At 72.5% G+C, this 20565-nt stretch carries 17 protein-coding genes and 2 riboswitches; of the genes, 14 read left to right on the top strand and 3 right to left on the bottom strand.

Translation table 11 applies throughout. The features are described 5' to 3' along the window. Nucleotides 1-8: 8 nt before the first annotated feature. Nucleotides 9-977 (top strand): carbohydrate ABC transporter permease, encoded by a 969-nt coding sequence (locus V6D49_RS03730; RefSeq protein WP_340557086.1) that lies wholly within the window; start codon nt 9-11, stop codon nt 975-977. Continuing rightward, entirely contained in the window at nt 974-1843 is an 870-nt protein-coding gene (locus V6D49_RS03735) for a carbohydrate ABC transporter permease (protein WP_340557087.1), read from the top strand. The genes V6D49_RS03730 and V6D49_RS03735 overlap by 4 nt, the downstream gene beginning before the upstream one ends. A gap of 90 nt (nt 1844-1933) precedes the next feature. On the opposite strand, the gene V6D49_RS03740 is transcribed toward V6D49_RS03735, so the two are convergent. After that, nucleotides 1934-2344, bottom strand: a complete 411-nt coding sequence (locus tag V6D49_RS03740) for a Fur family transcriptional regulator (RefSeq protein ID WP_340557089.1) — start codon at nt 2342-2344, stop codon at nt 1934-1936. 377 nt (nt 2345-2721) lie between these two features. On the opposite strand from V6D49_RS03740, the gene katG reads away from it, so the two are divergent. After that, nucleotides 2722-4953, top strand: a complete 2232-nt coding sequence (gene katG, locus V6D49_RS03745; protein ID WP_340557091.1) for a catalase/peroxidase HPI — start codon at nt 2722-2724, stop codon at nt 4951-4953. Nucleotides 4954-5002: 49 nt separating this feature from the next. On the opposite strand, the gene V6D49_RS03750 is transcribed toward katG, so the two are convergent. Beyond that, complete coding sequence (locus V6D49_RS03750; protein WP_340557093.1) at nt 5003-5407, bottom strand: (2Fe-2S) ferredoxin domain-containing protein; 405 nt, start codon at nt 5405-5407, stop codon at nt 5003-5005. Nucleotides 5408-5449: 42 nt separating this feature from the next. Further along, nucleotides 5450-5637, bottom strand: a riboswitch (cobalamin riboswitch). A 35-nt stretch (nt 5638-5672) separates the two neighbouring features. Continuing rightward, nucleotides 5673-6677: a ferric reductase-like transmembrane domain-containing protein gene (locus tag V6D49_RS03755; protein ID WP_340557094.1), complete on the bottom strand. Its 1005-nt coding sequence runs from the start codon at nt 6675-6677 to the stop codon at nt 5673-5675. A gap of 331 nt (nt 6678-7008) precedes the next feature. Further along, nucleotides 7009-7153, top strand: a riboswitch (cobalamin riboswitch). A 177-nt stretch (nt 7154-7330) separates the two neighbouring features. Between V6D49_RS03755 and V6D49_RS03760 the strand changes: the two genes are divergently transcribed. The 11 genes from V6D49_RS03760 to V6D49_RS03810 all read left to right on the top strand — a co-directional run bounded on the left by V6D49_RS03760 (nt 7331) and on the right by V6D49_RS03810 (nt 20563). Beyond that, nucleotides 7331-8185 carry a GHMP family kinase ATP-binding protein gene (locus V6D49_RS03760; protein ID WP_340557095.1) on the top strand — a complete coding sequence of 285 codons (855 nt, stop codon included), beginning with the start codon at nt 7331-7333 and terminating at the stop codon, nt 8183-8185. Next, nucleotides 8182-9204: a cysteine synthase family protein gene (locus tag V6D49_RS03765; RefSeq protein WP_340557097.1), complete on the top strand. Its 1023-nt coding sequence runs from the start codon at nt 8182-8184 to the stop codon at nt 9202-9204. Before V6D49_RS03760 ends, V6D49_RS03765 begins: the two co-directional genes overlap by 4 nt. Beyond that, a complete protein-coding gene (locus V6D49_RS03770) occupies nt 9201-10454 on the top strand; it encodes an ATP-grasp domain-containing protein (protein WP_340557099.1) in 1254 nt (417 codons plus the stop codon). Before V6D49_RS03765 ends, V6D49_RS03770 begins: the two co-directional genes overlap by 4 nt. Continuing rightward, nucleotides 10447-11679 (top strand): MFS transporter, encoded by a 1233-nt coding sequence (locus V6D49_RS03775; RefSeq protein ID WP_340557101.1) that lies wholly within the window; start codon nt 10447-10449, stop codon nt 11677-11679. The genes V6D49_RS03770 and V6D49_RS03775 overlap by 8 nt, the downstream gene beginning before the upstream one ends. After that, nucleotides 11676-12425, top strand: coding sequence for a class I SAM-dependent methyltransferase (locus V6D49_RS03780; RefSeq protein ID WP_340557103.1), 750 nt, complete (start codon nt 11676-11678; stop codon nt 12423-12425). The genes V6D49_RS03775 and V6D49_RS03780 overlap by 4 nt, the downstream gene beginning before the upstream one ends. Nucleotides 12426-12560: 135 nt before the next feature. Continuing rightward, nucleotides 12561-12938 (top strand): DUF1330 domain-containing protein, encoded by a 378-nt coding sequence (locus V6D49_RS03785; RefSeq protein WP_340557105.1) that lies wholly within the window; start codon nt 12561-12563, stop codon nt 12936-12938. Between the two features lie 545 nt (nt 12939-13483). Beyond that, on the top strand, nt 13484-14962 hold the full coding sequence (locus tag V6D49_RS03790) for a sugar transferase (protein WP_340557106.1): 1479 nt from the start codon (nt 13484-13486) through the stop codon (nt 14960-14962). 73 nt (nt 14963-15035) lie between these two features. Next, nucleotides 15036-16352, top strand: a complete 1317-nt coding sequence (locus V6D49_RS03795; protein WP_340557107.1) for a nucleotide sugar dehydrogenase — start codon at nt 15036-15038, stop codon at nt 16350-16352. Then, nucleotides 16342-17607, top strand: a complete 1266-nt coding sequence (locus V6D49_RS03800) for a glycosyltransferase family 4 protein (RefSeq protein WP_340557108.1) — start codon at nt 16342-16344, stop codon at nt 17605-17607. The genes V6D49_RS03795 and V6D49_RS03800 overlap by 11 nt, the downstream gene beginning before the upstream one ends. Further along, entirely contained in the window at nt 17604-19049 is a 1446-nt protein-coding gene (locus tag V6D49_RS03805) for a Wzz/FepE/Etk N-terminal domain-containing protein (RefSeq protein ID WP_340557109.1), read from the top strand. Before V6D49_RS03800 ends, V6D49_RS03805 begins: the two co-directional genes overlap by 4 nt. Next, nucleotides 19046-20563: a Wzz/FepE/Etk N-terminal domain-containing protein gene (locus V6D49_RS03810; RefSeq protein ID WP_340557110.1), complete on the top strand. Its 1518-nt coding sequence runs from the start codon at nt 19046-19048 to the stop codon at nt 20561-20563. Before V6D49_RS03805 ends, V6D49_RS03810 begins: the two co-directional genes overlap by 4 nt. Nucleotides 20564-20565 lie beyond the last annotated feature (2 nt).

A 20565-nucleotide genomic window follows, 5' to 3' on the forward strand; every position in this document is an offset into this window, starting at 1 on the left:
TCCGACACATGACGAAGACGACCGACCCGGTGGCCGCGGGAGCGCGCGCCGCCGCGCCCCCGCGCACGACGGCGGGCCCACGGCGTCCGCCGCGGGGCGTCGCACGGCCGCGGCGGCTGCTCCGCCTGGTCACCCCCTGGACGTTCCTGGCCGTCCCCCTGGCCCTGCTGGTCGCGTTCACCTACGTGCCCGTGGGCAACATGCTCTACTACAGCTTCACCGACTGGGACGGGATCAGCCCCGAGCGGAACGTCACCGGCGTCGACAACTACGTGCAGATCTTCACCCGGCCCGAACTCTTCCGGGTCTTCTTCGTGAGCTTCTACTACCTCGCGGCCTCCGTGGTGCAGATCGTGATCGCCCTCTACTTCGCGACCGTGCTGAGCTTCAACCTCCGGTTCCGCAACCTGTTCAAGGGCATCCTGTTCTTCCCCTACCTCATCAACGGCGTGGCCATCGGCTTCGTCTTCCTGTACTTCTTCCAGGACGGCGGAACCCTGGACTCGGTGCTCTCCTGGTTCGGCACGGAGCCCGACCACGCGTGGCTGGGCGACCCCACCTCGGCCAACAGCTCGCTGGCCGGCGTCTCCGTGTGGCGCTTCACCGGTCTGAACTTCGTGCTGTTCCTCGGGGCGATCCAGTCCGTGCCCGGGGAGCTGTACGAGGCGGCGCAACTGGACGGGGCGAGCCGGTGGGAGCAGTTCCGCCACATCATCGTCCCCGGCATCAAACCGGTGCTCAGCCTGAGCGTCATCCTGGCGATCTCCGGCTCCCTCTCGGTGTTCGAGATCCCCTACATCATGACCGGCGGCGCGACCGGCACCTCGACCTTCGTCATCCAGACGGTCAAGCTCGCCTTCCAGTTCAACAAGACCGGGCTGGCCTCGGCGGCGGCCGTGGTGCTGCTGCTGATCATCCTGCTGGTCACCTGGATCCAGCGCCGTCTGGTGCCCGACGAGAAAGTGGATCTCGTATGACCGCGCCCCCGCCGACCGTCCGGGACACCGCCGCGTCCCGGCTCCGCGGCCGGATCGGCCCCTCCCTCGTCTACCTGTCCCTCGTCGCCGCCTCGGTGGTGGTGCTGCTTCCCCTCGCCGTGGTGTTCCTGACCTCGCTCAAGACGTCCGAGGAGGTGATGAACGGGGACGCGCTGTCGCTGCCCGGCGACTGGCTGAACCTCTCGAACTACGTCACGGCGTTCTCCGACGGCAGGATGCTCACCGCGTTCGGGAACACGGCGTTCATCCTGCTGTTCTCCATCACCGGTACCGTGCTCATCGGCTCCATGACGGCCTACGCCATCGACCGGTTCGACTTCCGTGCCAGGAAGCTCGTGATGGGCCTCTTCCTCGTCGCCACCCTGGTGCCCGGTGTGACCACGCAGGTCGCCACCTTCCAGGTGGTGGGCGGCATGGGGCTGTTCGACACCCGGTGGGCGCCGATCCTCCTCTACATGGGCACGGACATCGTCTCGATCTACATCTTCCTCCAGTTCATCCGGGGCATCCCGGTCTCCCTGGACGAGGCGGCCCGGCTGGACGGGGCGAACGCCTTCCGGATCTACCGCACGATCATCCTGCCGCTGCTCAAGCCGGCCATCGCCACCGTGGTCATCATCAAGGGGATCACCGTCTACAACGACTTCTACATCCCCTTCCTCTACATGCCCTCCCAGGAGCTCGGGACGATGTCCACCGCCCTGTTCCGGTTCAAGGGCCCGTTCGGGGCGCAGTGGGAGGCCATCTCGGCGGGCGCGATCCTCGTCATCGTGCCCACGCTGATCGTCTTCCTGTCGCTCCAGCGCTACATCTACAACGGCTTCTCGCAGGGTGCCACCAAGTAGGCCCCCGCCGGCCACCGGACGGACCGCCGAGCAACGGCACGCACGCCCTGGGACGTGCGGGGGTTCACGCGCCGCCTCCCCCGCACGTCCTCAGACACACGAGGGGCACAGGCCCCGGTAGGTGACCTCGGCCTCCGACACCGTGAAGCCGAAGCGCTCCGCGACCGGGAGCGCGGCCAGGGGGTCGCCGGACGGGTGGACGTCGCGGATGGTGCCGCAGCCGGAGCACACCAGGTGCTGGTGCGGCCGTGCCGCGTTGGGGTCGTAGCGGCGGGCACGCCCGTCGGTCGCGACCTCCTTGACCTCGCCCAGGGCGACCAGTTCGCTCAGCGTGTTGTAGACGGTCGCCCGGGAGATCTCGGCCAGTCGCCGGGCCGCCCGGGTGTGCACCTCGTCGGCGGTCAGGTGGACGTGGTCACCGTCGAGGACCTCGACGACGACGCGCCGCTGGGACGTCACCCGCCAGCCACGCGCCCGCAGCCGTCCCAGTAGGTCACTCATCTCGCTTCTCCTCTTCAGGTGGGCTGGGAGTACCCGAAGTTCGCCGATGAATGTCCGGGTTCCGACTGACTACGGATCAGGTGAACTTCTTGACCTGGACCCGGTCCATCGTAGGATCGGTTCCGGCGACGGCCAAGGGGGGCCGTGCGGGAGGAGGCCAGGCGTCCGTGGAGGCCACCGTACGCAACTGCCGCGCCCCCGCTCTCCCCGTGTCGGCCGGCACCGGCTTGTCCGCGGCCGCCCCGCGTCCGTCCCGTCCGGTCGTCCCGGCCCGTCCGCCGACGTGGCTCCGACATCCTCCGTCGAAACGCCTCCGGGCCCCTCGACCGTCTGCAATTCTCTGATCACCATGATCCGCTGAGCCCGAGAGGATACCCATGTCCGAGAATCCCGACGCCATCGTCACCGACGCGAAGACGGACGGCGCGGAGGGCTGCCCCGTCGCGCACCGGCGCGCCCCGCACCCCACCCAGGGCGGAGGCAACCGCCAGTGGTGGGCGGAGCGCCTCAACCTGAAGATCCTCGCCAAGAACCCCGCCGTGGCGAACCCGTTCGGCGAGGACTTCGACTACGCCGAGGCGTTCCGGAACCTGGACCTGCCGGCCGTCAAGCGGGACATCGCCGAGGTGCTGACCACCTCGAAGGACTGGTGGCCCGCGGACTTCGGGCACTACGGGCCCTTCATGGTGCGGATGGCATGGCACAGCGCGGGCACCTACCGCATCAGTGACGGCCGAGGCGGCGCCGGTGCCGGACAGCAGCGCTTCGCCCCGCTCAACAGCTGGCCGGACAACGGCAACCTCGACAAGGCGCGCCGCCTGCTGTGGCCGGTCAAGAAGAAGTACGGCCGGGCGCTCTCCTGGGCCGACCTCATGATCCTCACCGGCAACGTCGCCCTGGAGTCGATGGGCCTCGAGACCTTCGGCTTCGCCGGCGGCCGGGAGGACGTGTGGGAGCCCGAGGAGGACGTCTACTGGGGCCCCGAGACCACCTGGCTCGGCGACGAGCGCTACAGCGGTGACCGGGAGCTGGAGAACCCCCTCGGCGCCGTGCAGATGGGCCTCATCTACGTCAACCCCGAGGGCCCGAACGGCACTCCGGACCCGCTCGCCGCCGCCCGGGACATTCGGGAGACGTTCCGCCGCATGGCGATGAACGACGAGGAGACGGTCGCCCTCATCGCGGGCGGTCACACCTTCGGCAAGACCCACGGCGCGGGCCCGGCGGACGCCGTCGGCCCCGACCCGGAGGCCGCCTCGATGGAGGAGCAGGGCTTCGGCTGGCGCAGCACCCACGGCACCGGCAAGGGCGCCGACGCCATCACCAGCGGGCTGGAGGGCATCTGGACGCCGACCCCGACCGCCTGGGACAACACCTTCCTGGAGATCCTCTTCGGCTACGAGTGGGAGCTGTTCAAGAGCCCCGCGGGGGCGCACCAGTGGCGACCGAAGGACGGCGCCGGGGCGGACACCGTCCCCGACGCCCACGACCCTGCCAAGCGCCACGCGCCCACCATGCTGACCACCGACCTCGCGCTGCGCTTCGACCCGGCCTACGAGCAGATCTCCCGCCGCTTCCTGGAGAACCCGGACGCGTTCGCCGACGCCTTCGCCCGCGCCTGGTTCAAGCTGACGCACCGTGACATGGGCCCGGTCGTCCGCTACCTCGGCCCCGAGGTCCCGAGCGAGACCCTCCTGTGGCAGGACCCGCTGCCCGAGCGCACCCACGACCTGATCGACTCCGGGGACGTCGCGGCGTTGAAGGAGCAGGTCCTCGCCTCGGGGCTCACGGTGTCCCAGCTCGTCTCCACCGCCTGGGCCTCCGCTTCGTCCTTCCGGGGCAGCGACAAGCGCGGCGGCGCCAACGGCGCCCGGATCCGGCTGGAGCCCCAGAGCGGGTGGGAGGTCAACGACCCCGACGAGCTGGCGGCCGTCCTGAGCACCCTGGAAGGGGTGCGGCAGTCCTTCAACTCCGCGCAGAGCGGGGGCAAGCAGATCTCGCTGGCCGACCTGATCGTGCTCGCGGGCTGCGCGGGCGTCGAGCGGGCCGCCCGGGAGGCCGGCGTCACCGTGGAGGTGCCCTTCACGCCGGGCCGCGTGGACGCCTCGCAGGAGCAGACCGACGTCGAGTCCTTCGCCGCGCTGGAGCCCACCGCCGACGGCTTCCGCAACTACCTCGGCAAGGGCAACCGGCTGCCGGCCGAGTACCTGCTGATCGACCGCGCGAACCTCCTCACCCTGAGCGCCCCCGAGATGACCGTCCTCGTCGGCGGCCTGCGCGTGCTGGGCGCGAACGCGCAGGGCTCGGCCCACGGCGTGCTCACCGCCACCCCCGGCGTCCTCACGAACGACTTCTTCGTCAACCTGCTGGACCTGGGCACGACGTGGAAGGCGACCTCCGAGGACGCGAGCACCTTCGAGGCCCGTGACGACGCCACCGGGGAGGTCACCTGGACCGGCACCCGCGCCGACCTCGTCTTCGGCTCGAACTCCGAGCTGCGGGCGCTCGCCGAGGTCTACGCCTGTGACGACGCCCGGGAGAAGTTCGTGCGCGACTTCGTCAGCGCCTGGGACAAGGTCATGAACCTCGACCGCTTCGACCTGGTCTGAACCGCCATCCGGGCCGTCCCCCTGCGGGGACGGCCCGGGTGCCGCCGGTTCACGGCGCGGTGCGCCGCCCCGGCGGGGTGAACGTGTAGAGGTCCAGGATCTCCGGCAGCGGCGCGACGCCGGGGCCGCCGTCGCCGATCCAGTCGACGATGTCCTCCGTCGCGGCCGGGTCGTTGACCAGCCCCAGCCAGACCGGCCGGGCCCCCGCCGCCCGCCCCTCGGCGGAGGGCTGCACCACGACGACGTTGGCCTGGTCGCAGACGTCGAGGCAGTCGGAGACGCGTACGGGTGCGGCCGCGCGCAGCCGCTCGGTCTGGGCCGCGTGGTCGACGCCGGTGATCTTCGGGCTGCCGCAGCAGCAGTCCCGGCACACGACGACGCGGCACGGCAGCGGTCCGGTCGCCGCGCCGCCGCCCGGAGCGGCGGCCGTCGTTCGCGTCGGTGGTGCGGACATGCCGCGCCCTCCCTCTCTCCGGGGAGATCCGCCCCGGGGGTTCGTCGAGGAGGCGGCAGCGTGAGTCTCCTGGCTCCCGGGTCGATGCCTGCCCCGGCCTTCCCACCCGTCTTCGGGCAGTGGCCTGTCGGGACCGGCTCGCCGGTCACAGTGGCGGGACCGCGCCGGATTCACACCGGCTTCCTCGTCCGCCGTCGCCTTGTCGTCCGACATCATCCCATCGCCCGGAACGGCGCACCTCGGCGCCTGCGGCGAGGGGCCCGCGTCAGTCGGCCGCGTGGTCGTGCGGGAGGGTCGCGGACGGCTCGGCCGGCCGGTCCCGTCCGCCGTCGTGCCCGGACACCGGCACGACGACCAGCCCGACGAGCACGGCGGCGGCCACGACGCGGCCCAGGGCCCGGGTCGCCCAGGTCGGGGCGAGCGCCCTCGCGCCGGTCCCGGGCGGCGGGCCGAGTCGCTGTGCTCGCCGGGCGGGACGCAGCAGTCGGTACAACAACAAAGCCGCCACGGGAAGTTGCAGGAGCCACAGCACCGTGCGCGGCCACTCCCCGTACCAGACGTTGGTCCCGTACAGCAGTGTGTGCCACACGCTCAGCACGTACACGACGATCACGAACCGGTGCAGGCGCCGCCAGGTGTTCGCCCCGATGCGGTGCCGTACGTAGAACAGCAGCCCCAGGGGGACCGCCAGGTACAGCGCGCCCTGACCGATCGGAATGGCGATCTGCCCGGTCCCGGAGTCGTACCATCCGGGCACGAAGCTGTCGGCGAAGCCCGCCCACAGTCGCTCCGCCCAGGCCAGCGACGTCTCGTAGCGCACCAGTTCGGCGGCGAACATCAGCGCGTGGGCGGCCATCAGCGCCATCGTGGTCAGGCTCGTCGTGCGGTGCCAGCGCTCCAGCGTCTCCCGGCGGACCGGCAGGCGGGCCGGCCGGCGGCCGGAGAGCAGGAGTCCGAACATGACCGTGCCCCAGGCCCACAGGAGCCCGGACCAGCCGAACGCCTGGCTGAGCAGGTACATCCAGTAGGTGCCGGGGTCGTCCATGAAGGGCATGACGGCGACGGTGTCCGAAGTGCCGGAGTCCATGCGCACGTACAGGAAGACGAACACGGCGGCCGTCACGAGCACCGCAGCGGCGGCGTCGGGCAGGGCGGCGCGGAGATCACCGCGCAGAGCCACCCGGTCGGGGGGAGGGGGCGTGCGTCCCGCCGGGGTGGCGGTTCCCGCCTCCTGGGGCCTCACCTCGTCCCGTCTCACCTCGGACGGCATCGCGGACCTCCCGTTTCTCAGAGCACCGCGGAAGAACGGTGCGCCTGGTTCGTGGGCGACCAGTCTGACCGATGTGACGAAGCGTCATAGAGGCGTGTTCAGGACAGAGTGGCCGGGACGATCAGTCAGCGGTACCGGAAGCGGAACGACGTGCGCCGTTTCCTGTGCGCCGGGCCGCTCACGCCCGGGACACCGTGGTGACGCACCCCCTCTTTCCGGCCAACCGCCGATGCGCCACTGTCGGGTCACACGGGAGGTCCCTACGCTGGGCGCGCAGCCGGTTCGGGCCTCCCGTTCGTCCTCCCGGGGCGCACGTGGGGAGCGACGCAAGAGGGAACCCGGTGGGAATCCGGGACTGTCCCGCAGCGGTGAGTGGGAACGAAAGCCGTCAACGACACTGGGCCCGCGTCGGTCCGGGAAGGGACGGCCGGTAGGGGTCCGCCTCTGGGTGGACGTGCCGACGAGTCCGAAGACCTGCCGCTGCGCCCGTGCGGCACGCGCGGGTTGTGCACGGTGACCTCGTGGACTGGGTCGGCGGTACGGACGGTCGCACGTTCCGGCGTGCCGCGTCCCCTCCCCGGCCCCGTGTTCGCGGCCCGGACGGAGGAGGACGTGTGCGTGACACCCGGAGTGCGCCTCCGAGAGCGGTGCCCATGTCAGGCGTCTGCCACGGCACCCTCGGCGAGCTGTACCAGGGCCCGCTGCGGGCCGGACCCGCACCGGAGATCGCGGTGGTCTCCTTCCCCGTGGAGCGTCACAGTTGGGTGTACTTCACCCCGGGGGCGGCCACGGCGGAAGCGAGTCCTTCGGCCCTCGGGGAGAAGTCGGCGACGGCGGCACGGCTCTTCCTGCAGCACTACGGCCTCACCCTGCCGCCGGGCGAGTGGAGTCGGCACTCGGATCTGCCGGTGGGCGTGGGCATGGCCAGTTCCACGGCCGACATCGTGGCGACCCTGCGCTGCCTTTTCCGGTTGTTCTCGCTGGAGTACGACGCGGACGTGATCCTCGGCGTCCTGGCGGCGATCGAGCGCTCCGACAGCGTCTTCCTCGACGAGTTCGCCCTGCACCTGAGCGGTCGGCACCGGGTGGTGCGGCGGCTGGGCACGGGCATTGGGTTCCACACCGCCTTCGTCACCGAGCCCGGCACCGTGGACACGGCCGCCGTGACACCGCGCCTGTTGGACCACTACCGGCGGCGGGGCGAGGAGTACGAGCGGTGCCTGGCCGACCTCCTCAAGGGTTTCGACTCGGCCGACCCCGCCGCCGTGGCCCGGGCCGCGTCGGCCAGCGCGGCCCTCTCCCAGGAGGTACTGCCCAAGACGACGTACGACGGCCTGCTCGCCCACCGCGACGAGTTCGGCGCCGAGGGAGTCTTCGTCGCCCACACGGGCTGCCTGATCGGCTACCTGTTCACCCACCGCCCGGATTCCGCGACCCGGGCCGATCTGTCCGCGTACGTCCGCTCGCTCGGCCATCAGTGCTCATTCGCCCAAGGAGGCTACGGGTGATCCACCCCCACATCACCGACGCCCTGAAGGTTCCCGACCTGGTCCGGCTCACCGACGGCACGGTCCTGCTGCGGTTCGAGTCCATGAAGATCTACTCCGCGCTGGCGGCCGTCCGCCACCTGCTCGACCGGGGCACGGTCCGCCCCGGACAGACCCTCATCGACAGCTCCAGCGGCATCTACGCCCACGCGCTCGCCCTCGCGTGCCACCGGTACGGGATGCGGTGCCACATCGTCGCCTCCACCACCGTGGACGCCACCACGCTCGCGCAGCTGGAGGTCCTCGGCGCCACCGTGGAACAGGTCGAGCCGTCAGAGAACCTGAAACTCGATCAGGAGTTACGGGTGCGGCGCGTCCGGGAGATCCTCGCCGAGCGTCCCGGCCACCACTGGATGCGCCAGTACCACGACGACATCCACTACCTCGGCTACCGCGACGTGGCCGACCGGATCGCGGCGACGGTGCCCGGTGCCGCGCTGACCGTCGTCGGCGGTGTCGGGTCGGGCGCCTCCACCGGCGGCCTCGTCGAACGGCTGCGGAGCAGGGACCCCTCGGTGCGCCTCGTCGGCGTCCAGCCCTTCGGCAGCATCACGTTCGGCAGCCAGAAGCACCACGATCCCGAGGCGATCATCGCGGGCATCGGGTCGTCGATCGTCTTCGACAACGTCCGCCACCACCTCTACGACACCGTGCACTGGCTGGACTTCACCCACGCGATGGCCGGTGCGATCGCCCTGCTGCGCGACCACGCGGTGTTCGCCGGGCTCTCCACCGGCGCCGCGTTCCTGGCCGCGACGTACGAGGCACGCCGCCACCCCGACCGGCTGCACCTGGTGGTCGGCGCCGACACCGGCCACCGCTACGTCGAGCGCGTGTTCGCGCGGCACGCGGAGGCCCTGGACCCGACGGCCCTCAAGCCCGTCGAGGTGGGCGGACCGGAGGACATGACCATGCCCTGGTCCCGCACGACGTGGAAGCGCGCCGCCTGCCCGGATCGCTGGAAGGAGCCCGCCGCATGACCGTGGCCTGCCTGGAGTCCCTGACGTTCGGCCTCGGCCGCCTGGTGGACGCCGCCGGGGCGCTCGGCGAGCGGCTGCTCCTGCTGACGCGCGACCCGTCCTTCTACGCCTACGAACTGGACCGCCTGCCCCCCGGCTCCCTCGACGTCGTCGAGACCGACACCTTCGACGTGGAGCGGCTCACCGGCCACCTCCAGGACACCCCCGGGCTGCGCGGCCTGATCAGCTCCACGGACACCTGGACGCTCACCGGGGCGGAACTCACCGCCCGGCTGGGCCTACCCGGTCTCGACCCCGCCGTGCTGAGGCTGACCCGCGACAAGGCCGCCGTACGCAACCGCCTGCACGGAGCCGGACTCACGCGCGGACAGGCCGTCGAGGTCCCCGCCACGGACCCGGGCGCCCGCGAGCAGCTCCTCAAGGAGGTGGGGCTGCCCGCCGTCCTGAAGGACACGGCGGGGACCGGCAGCCAGAACGTCTGGCTCGTCCGGAACGAGGAGGAGCTCGACCGGGCGCTGGGCCAGAGCGCGGGACGGTCCCTGAAGGGTCGGCTGTTCGCCGAGCCGTACTTCAGCGGGCCCGTGTACAGCGCCGAGACCCTCACCTGGGACCACCGCACCCGACTGCTCGGCGTCTCCAGCCGGCTCATGTCGCCCGAGCCCCGCTTCCGCGAGGAGATCACGGCCTTCCCCGTGGCCTTCCCGGAGCCTCGGCGGGCGTCGCTGGAGCGGTGGCTCGACGCCGTGCTCGACACCGTCGGGTACACCGACCGCTTCGCCCACGTGGAGTTCGTCCTGACCGCCGACGGGCCGGAAGTGGTGGAGATCAACCCACGGATCGGCGGGGCGCTGGTCGGTGAGGGACTGTGCCGGGCGCTCGGGGTCAACGTGTACGAGGCGATGGTCGAGACGGCGCTCGGCCGCCGCCCCGGCCTGGTGGACACCGAGCCGCCCGGCGGACCGGCCGTCGCCTTCGTCCTCGGCTACCCGTCCGAACCCGGCCTGTTCACCGGCGTCGCGGGGCTCGATCGGCTGCCGGGCATGCCGGGAGCGCCCACCTGGTACCCGGTGCGCCGGATCGGCGACCCCGTCGAGCACCTGGACGACAGCCGTGGGTACGCCGGCATCGTCTACGCCGAGGCGGAGACCGCCGAACTGGCCACGCACCGCGCCGTGGCCGCCGCGGGCGCGCTGCGCGTGCTCACCGAGCCGTTCCCCGCACCGGACGGACGGCAGGCCGAGGGTGGCTGAGACCGCCCGGGGGGAGCCGGGGCTGCGGGCTGCGCTCCTCCCGCTCACCGGCCCCCTGCGCTTCCTGCTGCTCAGCTCGTTCCTCATCCCGCTCGGCAGCTTCATGGTGCTGCCGTTCATGTCCGTGTTCCTGCACGAACGGCTCGGCATGGGCCTCGGCACCGTCGGTGTCGTCCTGGCCGCCGCGTCGCTCGTACAGTTCTCCGGCGGCCTCTTCGGCGGAGCCCTCGCGGAGCGTGTCGGGCTGCGCCGCACCATGGTCTGGGCCCTGAGCGTGCGGACGGCCGGCTTCGTCGGGCTGCTGCTCGCGCTGCGCTGGCCGTCCCTGGCCGTCGGCGCCCTCGTCCTCACCTGCTGCGGGGCCGCGCTCTACCTGCCCGCCAACAAGGCGTACCTGGTGCACGGGGTCGACGACGAGCGCCGTCCGGCGTTCCTCTCGGCGGGCAACGCGGCGCTCAACGCGGGCATGGCCGTCGGGCCGCTGATCGCCGGACCGTTCGTCCTGTCGGCGCCCGGCTGGCTGTTCGCGTCCGCCACGGGCCTGTTCCTCGTCGTCACGGCGGGCCACGCGCGGCTGCCCGAGGCGGGCGCCGGGCGGCCGCCGGACGGCGGCGCCCGCTCGGGCGTCCTGGCCGGCCTGGTGGCACTTCCCTTCGCCGCCAACGCGCTCGCCTTCTACCTCTACTTCCACTTCCAGCACTTCCTGGCGGTGTACGCCGTCGAGCGGGCCTCGGGCACGTTCTACAGCCTGGTCCTGCTGCTCTGCTTCACCCTGGTCATCGTCGTGCAGCCGGTGGCGTCCGGACTGATCCGGCGCATGCCCTACGCCTTGGCCCTCACTCTCGGCTTCCTGGGCATGGCGGCCGGACTGGCCGTGCTGGCCGCCGGGACCCGGGCGGCGATGCTGGCGGGCGCGGCGCTGATCACGCTGGGCGACATCGTGCTGTTCCTGAAGAACGACCTGGAGGCCCTGCGCCGCAGCCCCCGCTCCGACGCCGTCGTCTTCGGCCAGCAGCGGCTGGCCGCGGGCCTGGGGGCGTGCGCCAGCGGCGTGCTCGGCGGTCAGCTGTACGGCTTCGGTGAAAGCGCCGGGCACACCGGCTGGTTCTGGCTGCTGGCCGCCGCGCAGTGCCTCCTGCTGCCCCCTGCCCTGCTGGCCCTGCGCCGCCGCGCACCCGGTCGGCCCCACCACGACGACCACGAAGGAGCACTGACGCCGAAATGACCTCCACCGGTGGGTTCCTGGACGACGACTTCTGGACCGAGTTCCACGACTTCCTCTTCTCCGAGCAGCGCTACGCCCAGGCCGAGGAACTGCTGAAGACCTCTCCCCTGCTCTCCTTCTCCCCCGGCACCCGGGTGCTGGACCTGTGTTGCGGGCCGGGGGTGTTCACCGTGCCGCTCGCCCGCCGGGGCCACGAGGTGACCGGGGTGGACCTCAGCCCGGCGATGCTGGAACGCGCCCGCGCACGGACCGCCGACGCCGGTGCGCGCGTCGCCTACGTCCGGGCCGACGCGCGCACGTACGAGCCACCGGAGGCGTTCGACGTCGTGCTCAACCTGTTCACCTCCTTCGGGTACTTCGAGGACCCCGCCGACAACGCCCGCGTCCTGCGCACCCTGCACGACTGTCTGACGCCCGGCGGCACCCTCGTCCTGGACCTGGCGGGCAAGGAGCTGCTGGCCCGTCGGGTCACGCCGCCGAAGGTGGTGCGGCGGGGCGAGGACCTGATGGTGCAGACCGACACCGTGCTGGACGACTGGGCGCGGCTGCGCAGCGACTGGGTTCTGGTGCGGGGTGAGCGGGTGACGCGGGCCACGCTCGTGTGGTTCGTGTACAGCGCCGTGGAGCTGCGGCGCATGGCCGAGGAGGCGGGTTTCGGCCAAGTGGAGGTCTTCGGCGGGTTCGATGGCCGCCCCTACGACGAGCACGCCGAGCGGCTCGTCCTGCGGGGGCGCCGTCCACACTGACCGAAGACAGACCGAAGGCAGACCGACTGGACGGTATGCACGAGGAGGCTTCTCCCCTATGCTCCTGACCGCGTCCCGCCCTCCCGCGTGTGCGGCCGAGAGGCCGCCGCCGGGCCGATCCCCTGTGGAGCAGCCATGGCCGTCGACCCCGAAGGTGCCGAGCTCGCCCGGTTCGTTGCGGAGGATCCGGGCCGGCCCCTCGTGATGCTCAACCTGCTGCGCTTCGCGCCCGGCGGGCGGACCCTGTACGGGGAGTACACCCGGCGGACGGCCGCCTTTCTGGCGCGCTACGGAGGCGAACTGCTCTACTCCGGCGACGGCGAGACGCCCCTCGTCGCCGAGCGGGGGCAGGCGTGGGACGCGGTCCTGCTCGTGCGGTACCCCGACCGGCAGGCGTTCAGCCGCATGGTGGCCGACCCCGAGTACCAGGAGATCACCGGCCTGCGGACCCGCGCCCTCAGCGAAGCCGTACTCCAGCCGACCACGCCATGGGGCACGCAGCGGAGGGCGTGACCGCACGCGGAACGGCCGGACGCGGGGGCCGCACGGAGCCGCGCACGGGTGCCGCGCGCGACTGGAGTGCGCCGTGGTGCCGATGTTTCAGGTGGTGTTCACCGAACAGGTGTACCAACCCCAAATCTCCGGCACGAATTTCACACATCCTCTCTTCATATCAACTGCCAATGGTCTAGATTGACCGTGCTTCAGCCGTTCGGGCGTGGGGCGAACCGTAATGATCTTTAGGTCCGGGACCCACGGACGGCGAGCAGTCGCGTCCCCGGTGCCGGGCTTGGGGGTGGTCGATTCCCGGAGCCCGGGAGGAAGCCTCCGGTGCGGGGAGCACCTGGGGTTTCGCGTTCCCGTGGCCCTCGGGCGACAGGCAGGGCACACGGATCCGCTGCGGCCGCATGCGGTCGTGGAACGTGGCGCCGGCCCGGCCAGGACGTGCACGGAGGCGGGAAGCCGCCTGCCGTGGGGAGGGACAGCGGGGCGGTGAGACGGGGGCCGCCCACCAGGAGGGTCAGTGTGGGGCGAGCACGTCGAACCTGGGGGGTTCTGTGCGGCAAGCGGGATTAGTCAGCCCGTCTCCGTCGGCGCACGGGCGTCTGACGAGCGGGACGATCAGCAGGCCCACGATCGACTGGGAGCAGCGGTACCGGCGCTACGTCATCGGCGCCGACACGGTGGCCGCCGCCTGCGTGGTGGCGGCGATCGGCAACTTCTTCGGGGCCCGGGACGCGGCCGACTGGCACGAGAAGTGGGGCATTCTCGCCTTCGCCACCGAACTGCTGGTCCTGGGAACGCTCGCCGTGAGCCGGGCATGGGCTCCGGCGGTACTCGGACAGGGCGCCGAGGAATTCCGCCGGCTCGGACGCGCGCTGTTCACGGCGACCGTCGTGCTCGCGCTCGCCGGAATCGCCCTGACCTCGCGCAATATCAAACTCTGGATCTTCGTCGCGATTCCCGCGATCGCGCTCGTCACCATGACGGTGCGCTATCTGTTGCGCCTGTGGCTGCACAAGCAGCGCAACGAGGGCCGGTGCCTGCGTCCGGTGCTCGCGGCCGGGAGCCCGGCCACCGTGCACGACCTCATCACCCGCACCCGTAAGTTCCCCCACCTGGGCTGGCGGGTGGACGCTGTGTGCACACCGGACGGCCTCGGGCCCGGCGGTGACCACCTGGACGAGGTGCCGGTCGTGGGCCGGCTGTCGGAGGTGGCGAACCACGTCCGCCGCGACGGCTACCGGGTCGTCGCGATCACCCCGGACCCGCACTGGTCCCCGGACCGGCTGCAACGGCTGGCGTGGAACCTCGAAGGCAGCGACGCCGAGATGATCGTGGCCCCCGTCCTGATGGAGGTGGCCGGGCCGCGGCTGCACGTCGACGCGGTGCTCGGGATCCCGCTCCTGCGGGTCAGCATGCCGACGTTCACCGGCGGGCGCCGGGCCGTCAAGGGGGTCGTCGACCGGGTGGGCGCGGCGGTCCTGCTGCTGCTGTTCGCCCCGCTGATGCTGGGCGTCGCCCTGCTGGTGCTGGCGGACAGCCGGGGTGGGGCGTTCTACCGCCAGCGCAGGGTCGGCAAGGACGGCCGCGAGTTCACCATGCTCAAGTTCCGCACCATGGTGGCCGGAGCGGACCGGGCCCGGGCCGCGCTGGCCGACCGCAACGAGGGCGCCGGCCTGCTCTTCAAGCTCCGCCGGGATCCGCGGGTGACGCGGGTCGGGAGCGTGCTGCGCCGGTACTCGATCGACGAGCTCCCCCAGCTCCTCAACGTGCTCACCGGATCGATGTCACTCGTCGGTCCGCGGCCCCCGCTGCCGGAGGAGTCCGCCGCGTACAACCCGGACATCCGGCGGCGGTTGCTGGTCAAGCCGGGACTCACCGGCCTGTGGCAGATCAGCGGCCGCAGCGACCTCTCGTGGGAGGAGACGGTCCGGCTGGACCTGCGGTACGTGGAGGACTGGTCGCTCGCCCTGGACACGGTGATCTTGTGGAAGACGCTCCGGGCGGTCCTCCACGGGCAGGGGGCCTACTGATGCGCGGCCGTCGTCGTCCGGCCCGTGCGCCGATCGCAGGCCGAGAGGGCCTGCCTGTGGGGAGGAACAGGTCATGAGGGTCAGCGTCTTCGGGCTCGGTTACGTGGGCTGCGTGTCGGCCGTGTGCCTGGCCCGGATGGGCCACCAGGTCATCGGGGTGGACGTGAACCGGGTCAAGGTGGACCTGGTCAACCAGGGCCGGGCCCCGGTGGTCGAGGAGCGCATCGGCGAGCTCACCGCCGAGGTCGTGCTCAGCGGGGCGTTACGCGCCACCGGTGACGTCGGCGAGGCGGTCCGGGCGAGCGAGGTGTCGCTGGTCTGTGTGGGGACGCCGTCCGAGCCCAACGGAAGCCTGTGCACGACGTACCTGGAGCGGGTCACCGAGCAGATCGGCGCCGCACTGGCCGAGCGGGGCGGGCGGCACACCGTCGTCTTCCGCAGCACGATGCTCCCGGGCACCTGCCTGAACCTGCTGGTACCGATCCTGGAGAAGTCCGTCGGCGGTACGGCCGGCGTGGACGTCGGGGTCGCGGTCAACCCGGAGTTCCTGCGCGAGGGCACGAGCGTGCGGGACTTCTACGACCCGCCCAAGACGGTCATCGGCGAACTCGACCCGGCCAGCGGCGAGGTGGTGCGGGCGCTGTACGAGGGCCTGCCCGGCGAGGTGTTCCGGGTGCCGATCCCGACGGCCGAGGCCATCAAGTACGCGGACAACGCCTTCCACGGCCTCAAGATCGGCTTCGCGAACGAACTGGGCGCGGTGTTCCAGGCGCTCGGGGTGGACTCCCACCAGGTCATGGACGTGTTCCTGGCCGACCGCAAGCTCAACATCAGCCCCGCCTACCTGCGGCCCGGCTTCGCCTTCGGCGGCTCCTGCCTGCCCAAGGACCTGCGCAGCCTCGTCCACGCGGCTCGGCGGGCCGACGTCTCCGTGCCCATCCTCGCCCACGTGCTGCCCTCCAACGAGGACCATCTGCAGCGCGCAGTGGAGCTGGTCGAGCGCACCGGCAAACGCCGGGCCGGCCTGTTCGGGCTGTCCTTCAAACCGGGCACCGACGACCTCCGCGAGAGCCCGCTCGTCGAGCTGGCGGAGCGGCTCTTCGGCAAGGGGTACGACCTGCGGATCTACGACGCCAACGTGAGCCTCTCCCGGCTGCTCGGCGCGAACCGCGAATACATCGAGACCCGCCTGCCGCACCTCGCGCAACTGCTCGCCGGTTCCGTCGAGGAGGTGCTCGACCACGCCGACGTGTGCGTGGTCGGTACCCGGGATCCGGCCGTACTGGCGGCGCTGCCGCACGGCGACGGCCGGGCGATCGTCGACCTCGTCCACCTTCCCGACGCCGAGACGCGTCAGACAGAACCGGGGTACATGGGCCTTGCTTGGTAACGCAACCAGCGGTGACCGGCGCGGCCGGCGCGCGCTGGTCCTGGTGGAGAACCTGTCGGTGCCGTTCGACCGGCGGGTGTGGCAGGAGTGCACGACGCTGCGCGACGCGGGCTGGACGGTGCACGTCATCTGTCCGCAGGGGAGCAGACGGGACACCGAACCGGAGGCGGAGATCGACGGGGTGCGGATCCACCGCTACCCGTTGCGCGCGGCCACCGGGGGCCCCGCCGGATATCTGCGCGAGTACGGAACGGCGCTGTGGCACACGCTGCGGCTGGCCCGGAAGGTCGGCCCCGTCGACGTGGTCCACGCCTGCAACCCGCCCGACCTGCTGTTCCTGCCCGCGCTGTGGCTCAAGCGACGCGGAGCGCGGTTCGTCTTCGACCAGCACGACCTGGTACCGGAGCTGTACCTGTCCCGGTTCGGCCGGGGCCAGGACGTGCTCTACCGTGCCGTGTGCGCGCTGGAACGGCTGACGTACCGGGCCGCGGACGTGGTGCTCGCCACGAACGAGAGCTACCGGGACGTCGCGGTGCGGCGGGGCGGACGTCGGGCGGAGGACGTCTTCGTGGTGCGCAGCGCACCCGACGTCGACCGGTTCCACCCCGTACCGCCGGAGCCCGCGTTGAAGCGCGGCAAGCCTCACCTGCTGTGCTACCTCGGCGTCATGGGCCCGCAGGACGGGGTCGACTACGCCCTGCGGTCCCTCGCGAAGCTGCGGGACGAGCTCGGGCGGACCGACTGGCACGCGGTGTTCGTCGGCGCGGGCGACACCTTCGACGCGATGGTCGAGCTCTCCCGGCACCTCGGGCTGGCGGAGCACGTGCGGTTCACCGGACGCGTACCGGACGCGGACCTGGTGCGCTACCTGTCCACCGCGGACGTGTGTCTCTCCCCCGATCCGCACAACCCGCTCAACGACGTGTCGACCATGAACAAAGTGCTGGAGTACATGGTGATGGGCCGGCCGGTCGTCTCGTTCGACCTCCGGGAGGCGCGGGTCTCCGCCGGTGACGCCGCCGTCTACGCGCCCGCCAACGACGAGACCGCGTTCGCCGGGCTGATCGCACGGCTGATGGACGATCCGGAACTGCGGGCGCGGATGGGCACGATCGGCCAGGAGCGGATCAACGGGCCGCTCTCCTGGCGTCATTCGCAGGCTGCGTTGCTCGCCGCCTACGCCGCCGCCTGCCGGGACCGCTCCACGGTGCCGACCGGCGCCCCGGGACGGGCCGGGAAGAGGCCGCGTCGTTGAGCGAGGACACGATACGCCTGGCCACGATCGGGCGGTTGCTCCACCGGCGTCGACGCCTGCTCGCCCTCCTCACCCTGGTGGGCGCGCTCGTCGGCTACGGCGCCTCCGTGCTGTTCCCGCCGCGCTACACGACCTCCGCGTCGGTGGTCCTGCCGGGCGCGTGGCAGGAGCGGGAGCTGCTGACCCAGGCGGCGATCGCCGACAGTTCGGTGGTCGTCGACCGCGTGGCCGCCACACTCGACTGGCCGGGAGTGGGCGGCAGGGAGCTGCGGGAGGACGTGAGCGCCGGGGCCGCCGACGGCAACATCATCGAGATCACCGGAACGGCCGACACACCGGAGCGCGCCCAGCAGCTCTCCGACCAGATGGCCGAGCAGTACGTCGCCTTCGCCGCGGGGCTGGCGGGCGAGGGCACCGCCGAGGCGGAGGAGCCCGAGTCGCTGCGCCAGCTGGTGGTGCGCACCAGCCGGCGCATCACCGAACTGGCGGAGGCGACCGATCCCGGGCAGACCGTCGAGAGCGTGCAGACGCGCACCGAGCTCACGAAGCTGCGCACCGCGCTGCAGGAGGCCGGCGACCGGCTGGAGGAGGCCGACCCCGTGGCGGACCGGGCCGCCCTGGTCGTCATGGGCCCGGCCACCCGGCCGGACGGCGAGGCACCGCCGACGCGGGCGCAACTCGTCGGCGGTGGGGCCCTGCTGTTCCTTCTGCTCACGGTCGTCGGCCATCTCGCCTCGGCCCGCATGAGCCGTCGGCCGCGCACCGAACCGGAGATCGCCACCGCCCTGGGCGCGACGTCGCTGGGCACGGTCGACGTCCCCGAGGACCCGCGCGACCCGCGAGGTGCGCAGGCGCCCCGGGACGGGGACGCGCACCGGACGGCTGTCCCCGGACCGCGCGCCCGGCTCCGGCGGCTGCTGGGCCTGGACGTCCGGTGGGACGTGCCGGCGCCGCGGACCTCGGGCGACGAGGCCGGCCGGCAGGCGCGCTACCGGCGGGTGCACGCCCGCCTCCGGGCCCGGCTGCCGGGCCGCCGACGGCTCCTGGTCGTCGTCCCGGAGGGCGACGCGGTCGCCCGCGGCGCCGCCGGACGGCTCGCCGCCGAGGCGGGCAGCGGTCCCTCCCCCGGAGCACCGGGCACCGGGCACCCCGCGCTGCGCGTGGTGGAGGTCTCGGTGGCGCGGCCGTGGGTGCCGGACCGCGACGAGGAGTCCGGTGCCGTGGTCGTGCTCAGCGCGGGCAGCCGGACCAGCGAGGAGCTGGCCGGTGTCGCCGAGGCGTGCGCGGACGCCGGGCACGAGGTCGTCGGGGTCGTCCTCGCCGGACCGGTCCGCTCCCGTCCGGCGCGCTCCGCCGGCCGTTCTCGGGACGGCGGCCGTCCCCGGGACGCCGCCCCGGTCGCGCCTCCGGCGGCCGAGGACGTGCGGGGGGCCGCGACGTGACGACGGGTACGACGCCGGAGCCCGCCCCCACCGCTCCGCTGCTGGACCTCCAGTCGCTGGTCGTGGCGGTGCGGAGACGACGCCGTCTGTGGTGCTCCCTGGCGCTGCTCGGGCTGCTCGCGGGCGCGGCGGCGGCGGTCCTGCTGCCACCGCCGCCGACGGCGGTGACCAAGGTGCTGGTCGCGCACGAGGCGGACCAGCCGAACGACCCCGGCACGCTGATCCGCACCGACGTGGCGCTGCTGCACACCACGCGGATCGCCGACGAGGCCCTGCGGTCCCTCGGTTCCCCGGACAAGCCGGAGGACTTCATGGAGGACTACGAGGGGCTCGGCCTGACGAACAACCTCCTGCAGATCACCGTGAGCGGCGACACCGAGGCGCAGGCGGAGGCCCGCGCCCAGGCGCTGGCCGACGCGTTCGTCGCGGACCACGTCCGGCGGATCCGGGAGGCCGCGGACGCCGAGGCCGAGGCCCTGCTCGCCCAGCGCGACCGGCTGCGGGAGGAACTGACCGAGCTCAACGAGGAGATCGAGGACGGCACGGCGGAGAGCGGAGCCGCCGCACCGGCGGACCTGGAGTCCCTCTTCGCCCGCCGGGCGGAGCTCACCTCGGAGATCGGCGCGTTCGGCCGGCGCGCCACGGAGGCGCGCATCGGCACGGCCGAGCTCGTCTCCGGCACGCAGATCGTCGACGCCCCGCGCGCCCTGCGGCACTCCGTGCCCAAGGCGGCGGCCACCAACGGCGCGATCGGTCTCGTCCTCGGGATCGTCCTCGGGCTCTCGGTCGCCGCCGTCGGCACGGTGGTCGGGGACCGTCCGGTGCTGCGCCGGGACATCGCGACGCACCTCGGCGCGTCGGTCATCGCGGAGCTGCCCGGCGGGTCGTCCCGGCTGTGGCGGCGCCGGCGGGTGCGGTCGGCACGGTCGCGGCTCACCGCGACGCTGGCCCGTGCGCTGCGCGGCTCGGCGGAACCGGTCTCGCTGCTGGAGCTGGGGTGTGCGCGCGGGGCGAGCGTGCTCGCCCTGGACCTCGCCCGTGCTCTGGCGGAGGAGGAGCCGGTGGTCGTCGTCGACGGACTGCCCGGCCGGCAGCTCGCCGAGCGCCGGACGGGACCGGAGGACCCGGCCGTCGTCAGCGGCGGGAGCGGCGCGGACGCCCCGCCCCACGGGCGCCGGATCGGCGTCGGCTCGGTGGCGCCCGGAACGGCGTGGACCGACGTGCGCCACCTCGGCACCCGGACCGTACTCGTCGTCCGGGCCGGGCACGGCAGCACCGCCTGGCTGCACACCGTGGCACGGCAGCTCGCGGACCAGAACGTCCCGGTGCTCGGCGTGGTGCTGGTCGACCCCGACCCGCGCGACCGGACCGACGGCACGTTGTGGGACGGGGCGCCCACGGCGCCGCGCGGGCGGGACGAGCGGACCGCCCGGCCGAACGGGAGAGCGCGGCGGCCGGAGCGGCTGCCGGTGGGCGCGGCACGCGTTCCGGACAGCGACGAGGAGGTGCGGTAGGA

The sequence above is a fragment of the Streptomyces sp. GSL17-111 genome, assembly GCF_037911585.1.
GTDB lineage: Bacteria > Actinomycetota > Actinomycetes > Streptomycetales > Streptomycetaceae > Streptomyces.

What these genes read in the sequence shown, in the direction of transcription:
- V6D49_RS03770 (WP_340557099.1), top strand. Translation starts at nt 9,201, where the DNA reads ATGACCGTGGCCTGCCTGGAGTCCCTGACGTTCGGCCTCGGCCGCCTG.
- V6D49_RS03730 (WP_340557086.1), top strand. Translation starts at nt 9, where the DNA reads ATGACGAAGACGACCGACCCGGTGGCCGCGGGAGCGCGCGCCGCCGCG.
- V6D49_RS03755 (WP_340557094.1), bottom strand. Translation starts at nt 6,677, where the DNA reads ATGCCGTCCGAGGTGAGACGGGACGAGGTGAGGCCCCAGGAGGCGGGA.
- V6D49_RS03795 (WP_340557107.1), top strand. Translation starts at nt 15,036, where the DNA reads ATGAGGGTCAGCGTCTTCGGGCTCGGTTACGTGGGCTGCGTGTCGGCC.
- katG (WP_340557091.1), top strand. Translation starts at nt 2,722, where the DNA reads ATGTCCGAGAATCCCGACGCCATCGTCACCGACGCGAAGACGGACGGC.
- V6D49_RS03760 (WP_340557095.1), top strand. Translation starts at nt 7,331, where the DNA reads ATGTCAGGCGTCTGCCACGGCACCCTCGGCGAGCTGTACCAGGGCCCG.
- V6D49_RS03740 (WP_340557089.1), bottom strand. Translation starts at nt 2,344, where the DNA reads ATGAGTGACCTACTGGGACGGCTGCGGGCGCGTGGCTGGCGGGTGACG.
- V6D49_RS03750 (WP_340557093.1), bottom strand. Translation starts at nt 5,407, where the DNA reads ATGTCCGCACCACCGACGCGAACGACGGCCGCCGCTCCGGGCGGCGGC.
- V6D49_RS03780 (WP_340557103.1), top strand. Translation starts at nt 11,676, where the DNA reads ATGACCTCCACCGGTGGGTTCCTGGACGACGACTTCTGGACCGAGTTC.
- V6D49_RS03785 (WP_340557105.1), top strand. Translation starts at nt 12,561, where the DNA reads ATGGCCGTCGACCCCGAAGGTGCCGAGCTCGCCCGGTTCGTTGCGGAG.
- V6D49_RS03735 (WP_340557087.1), top strand. Translation starts at nt 974, where the DNA reads ATGACCGCGCCCCCGCCGACCGTCCGGGACACCGCCGCGTCCCGGCTC.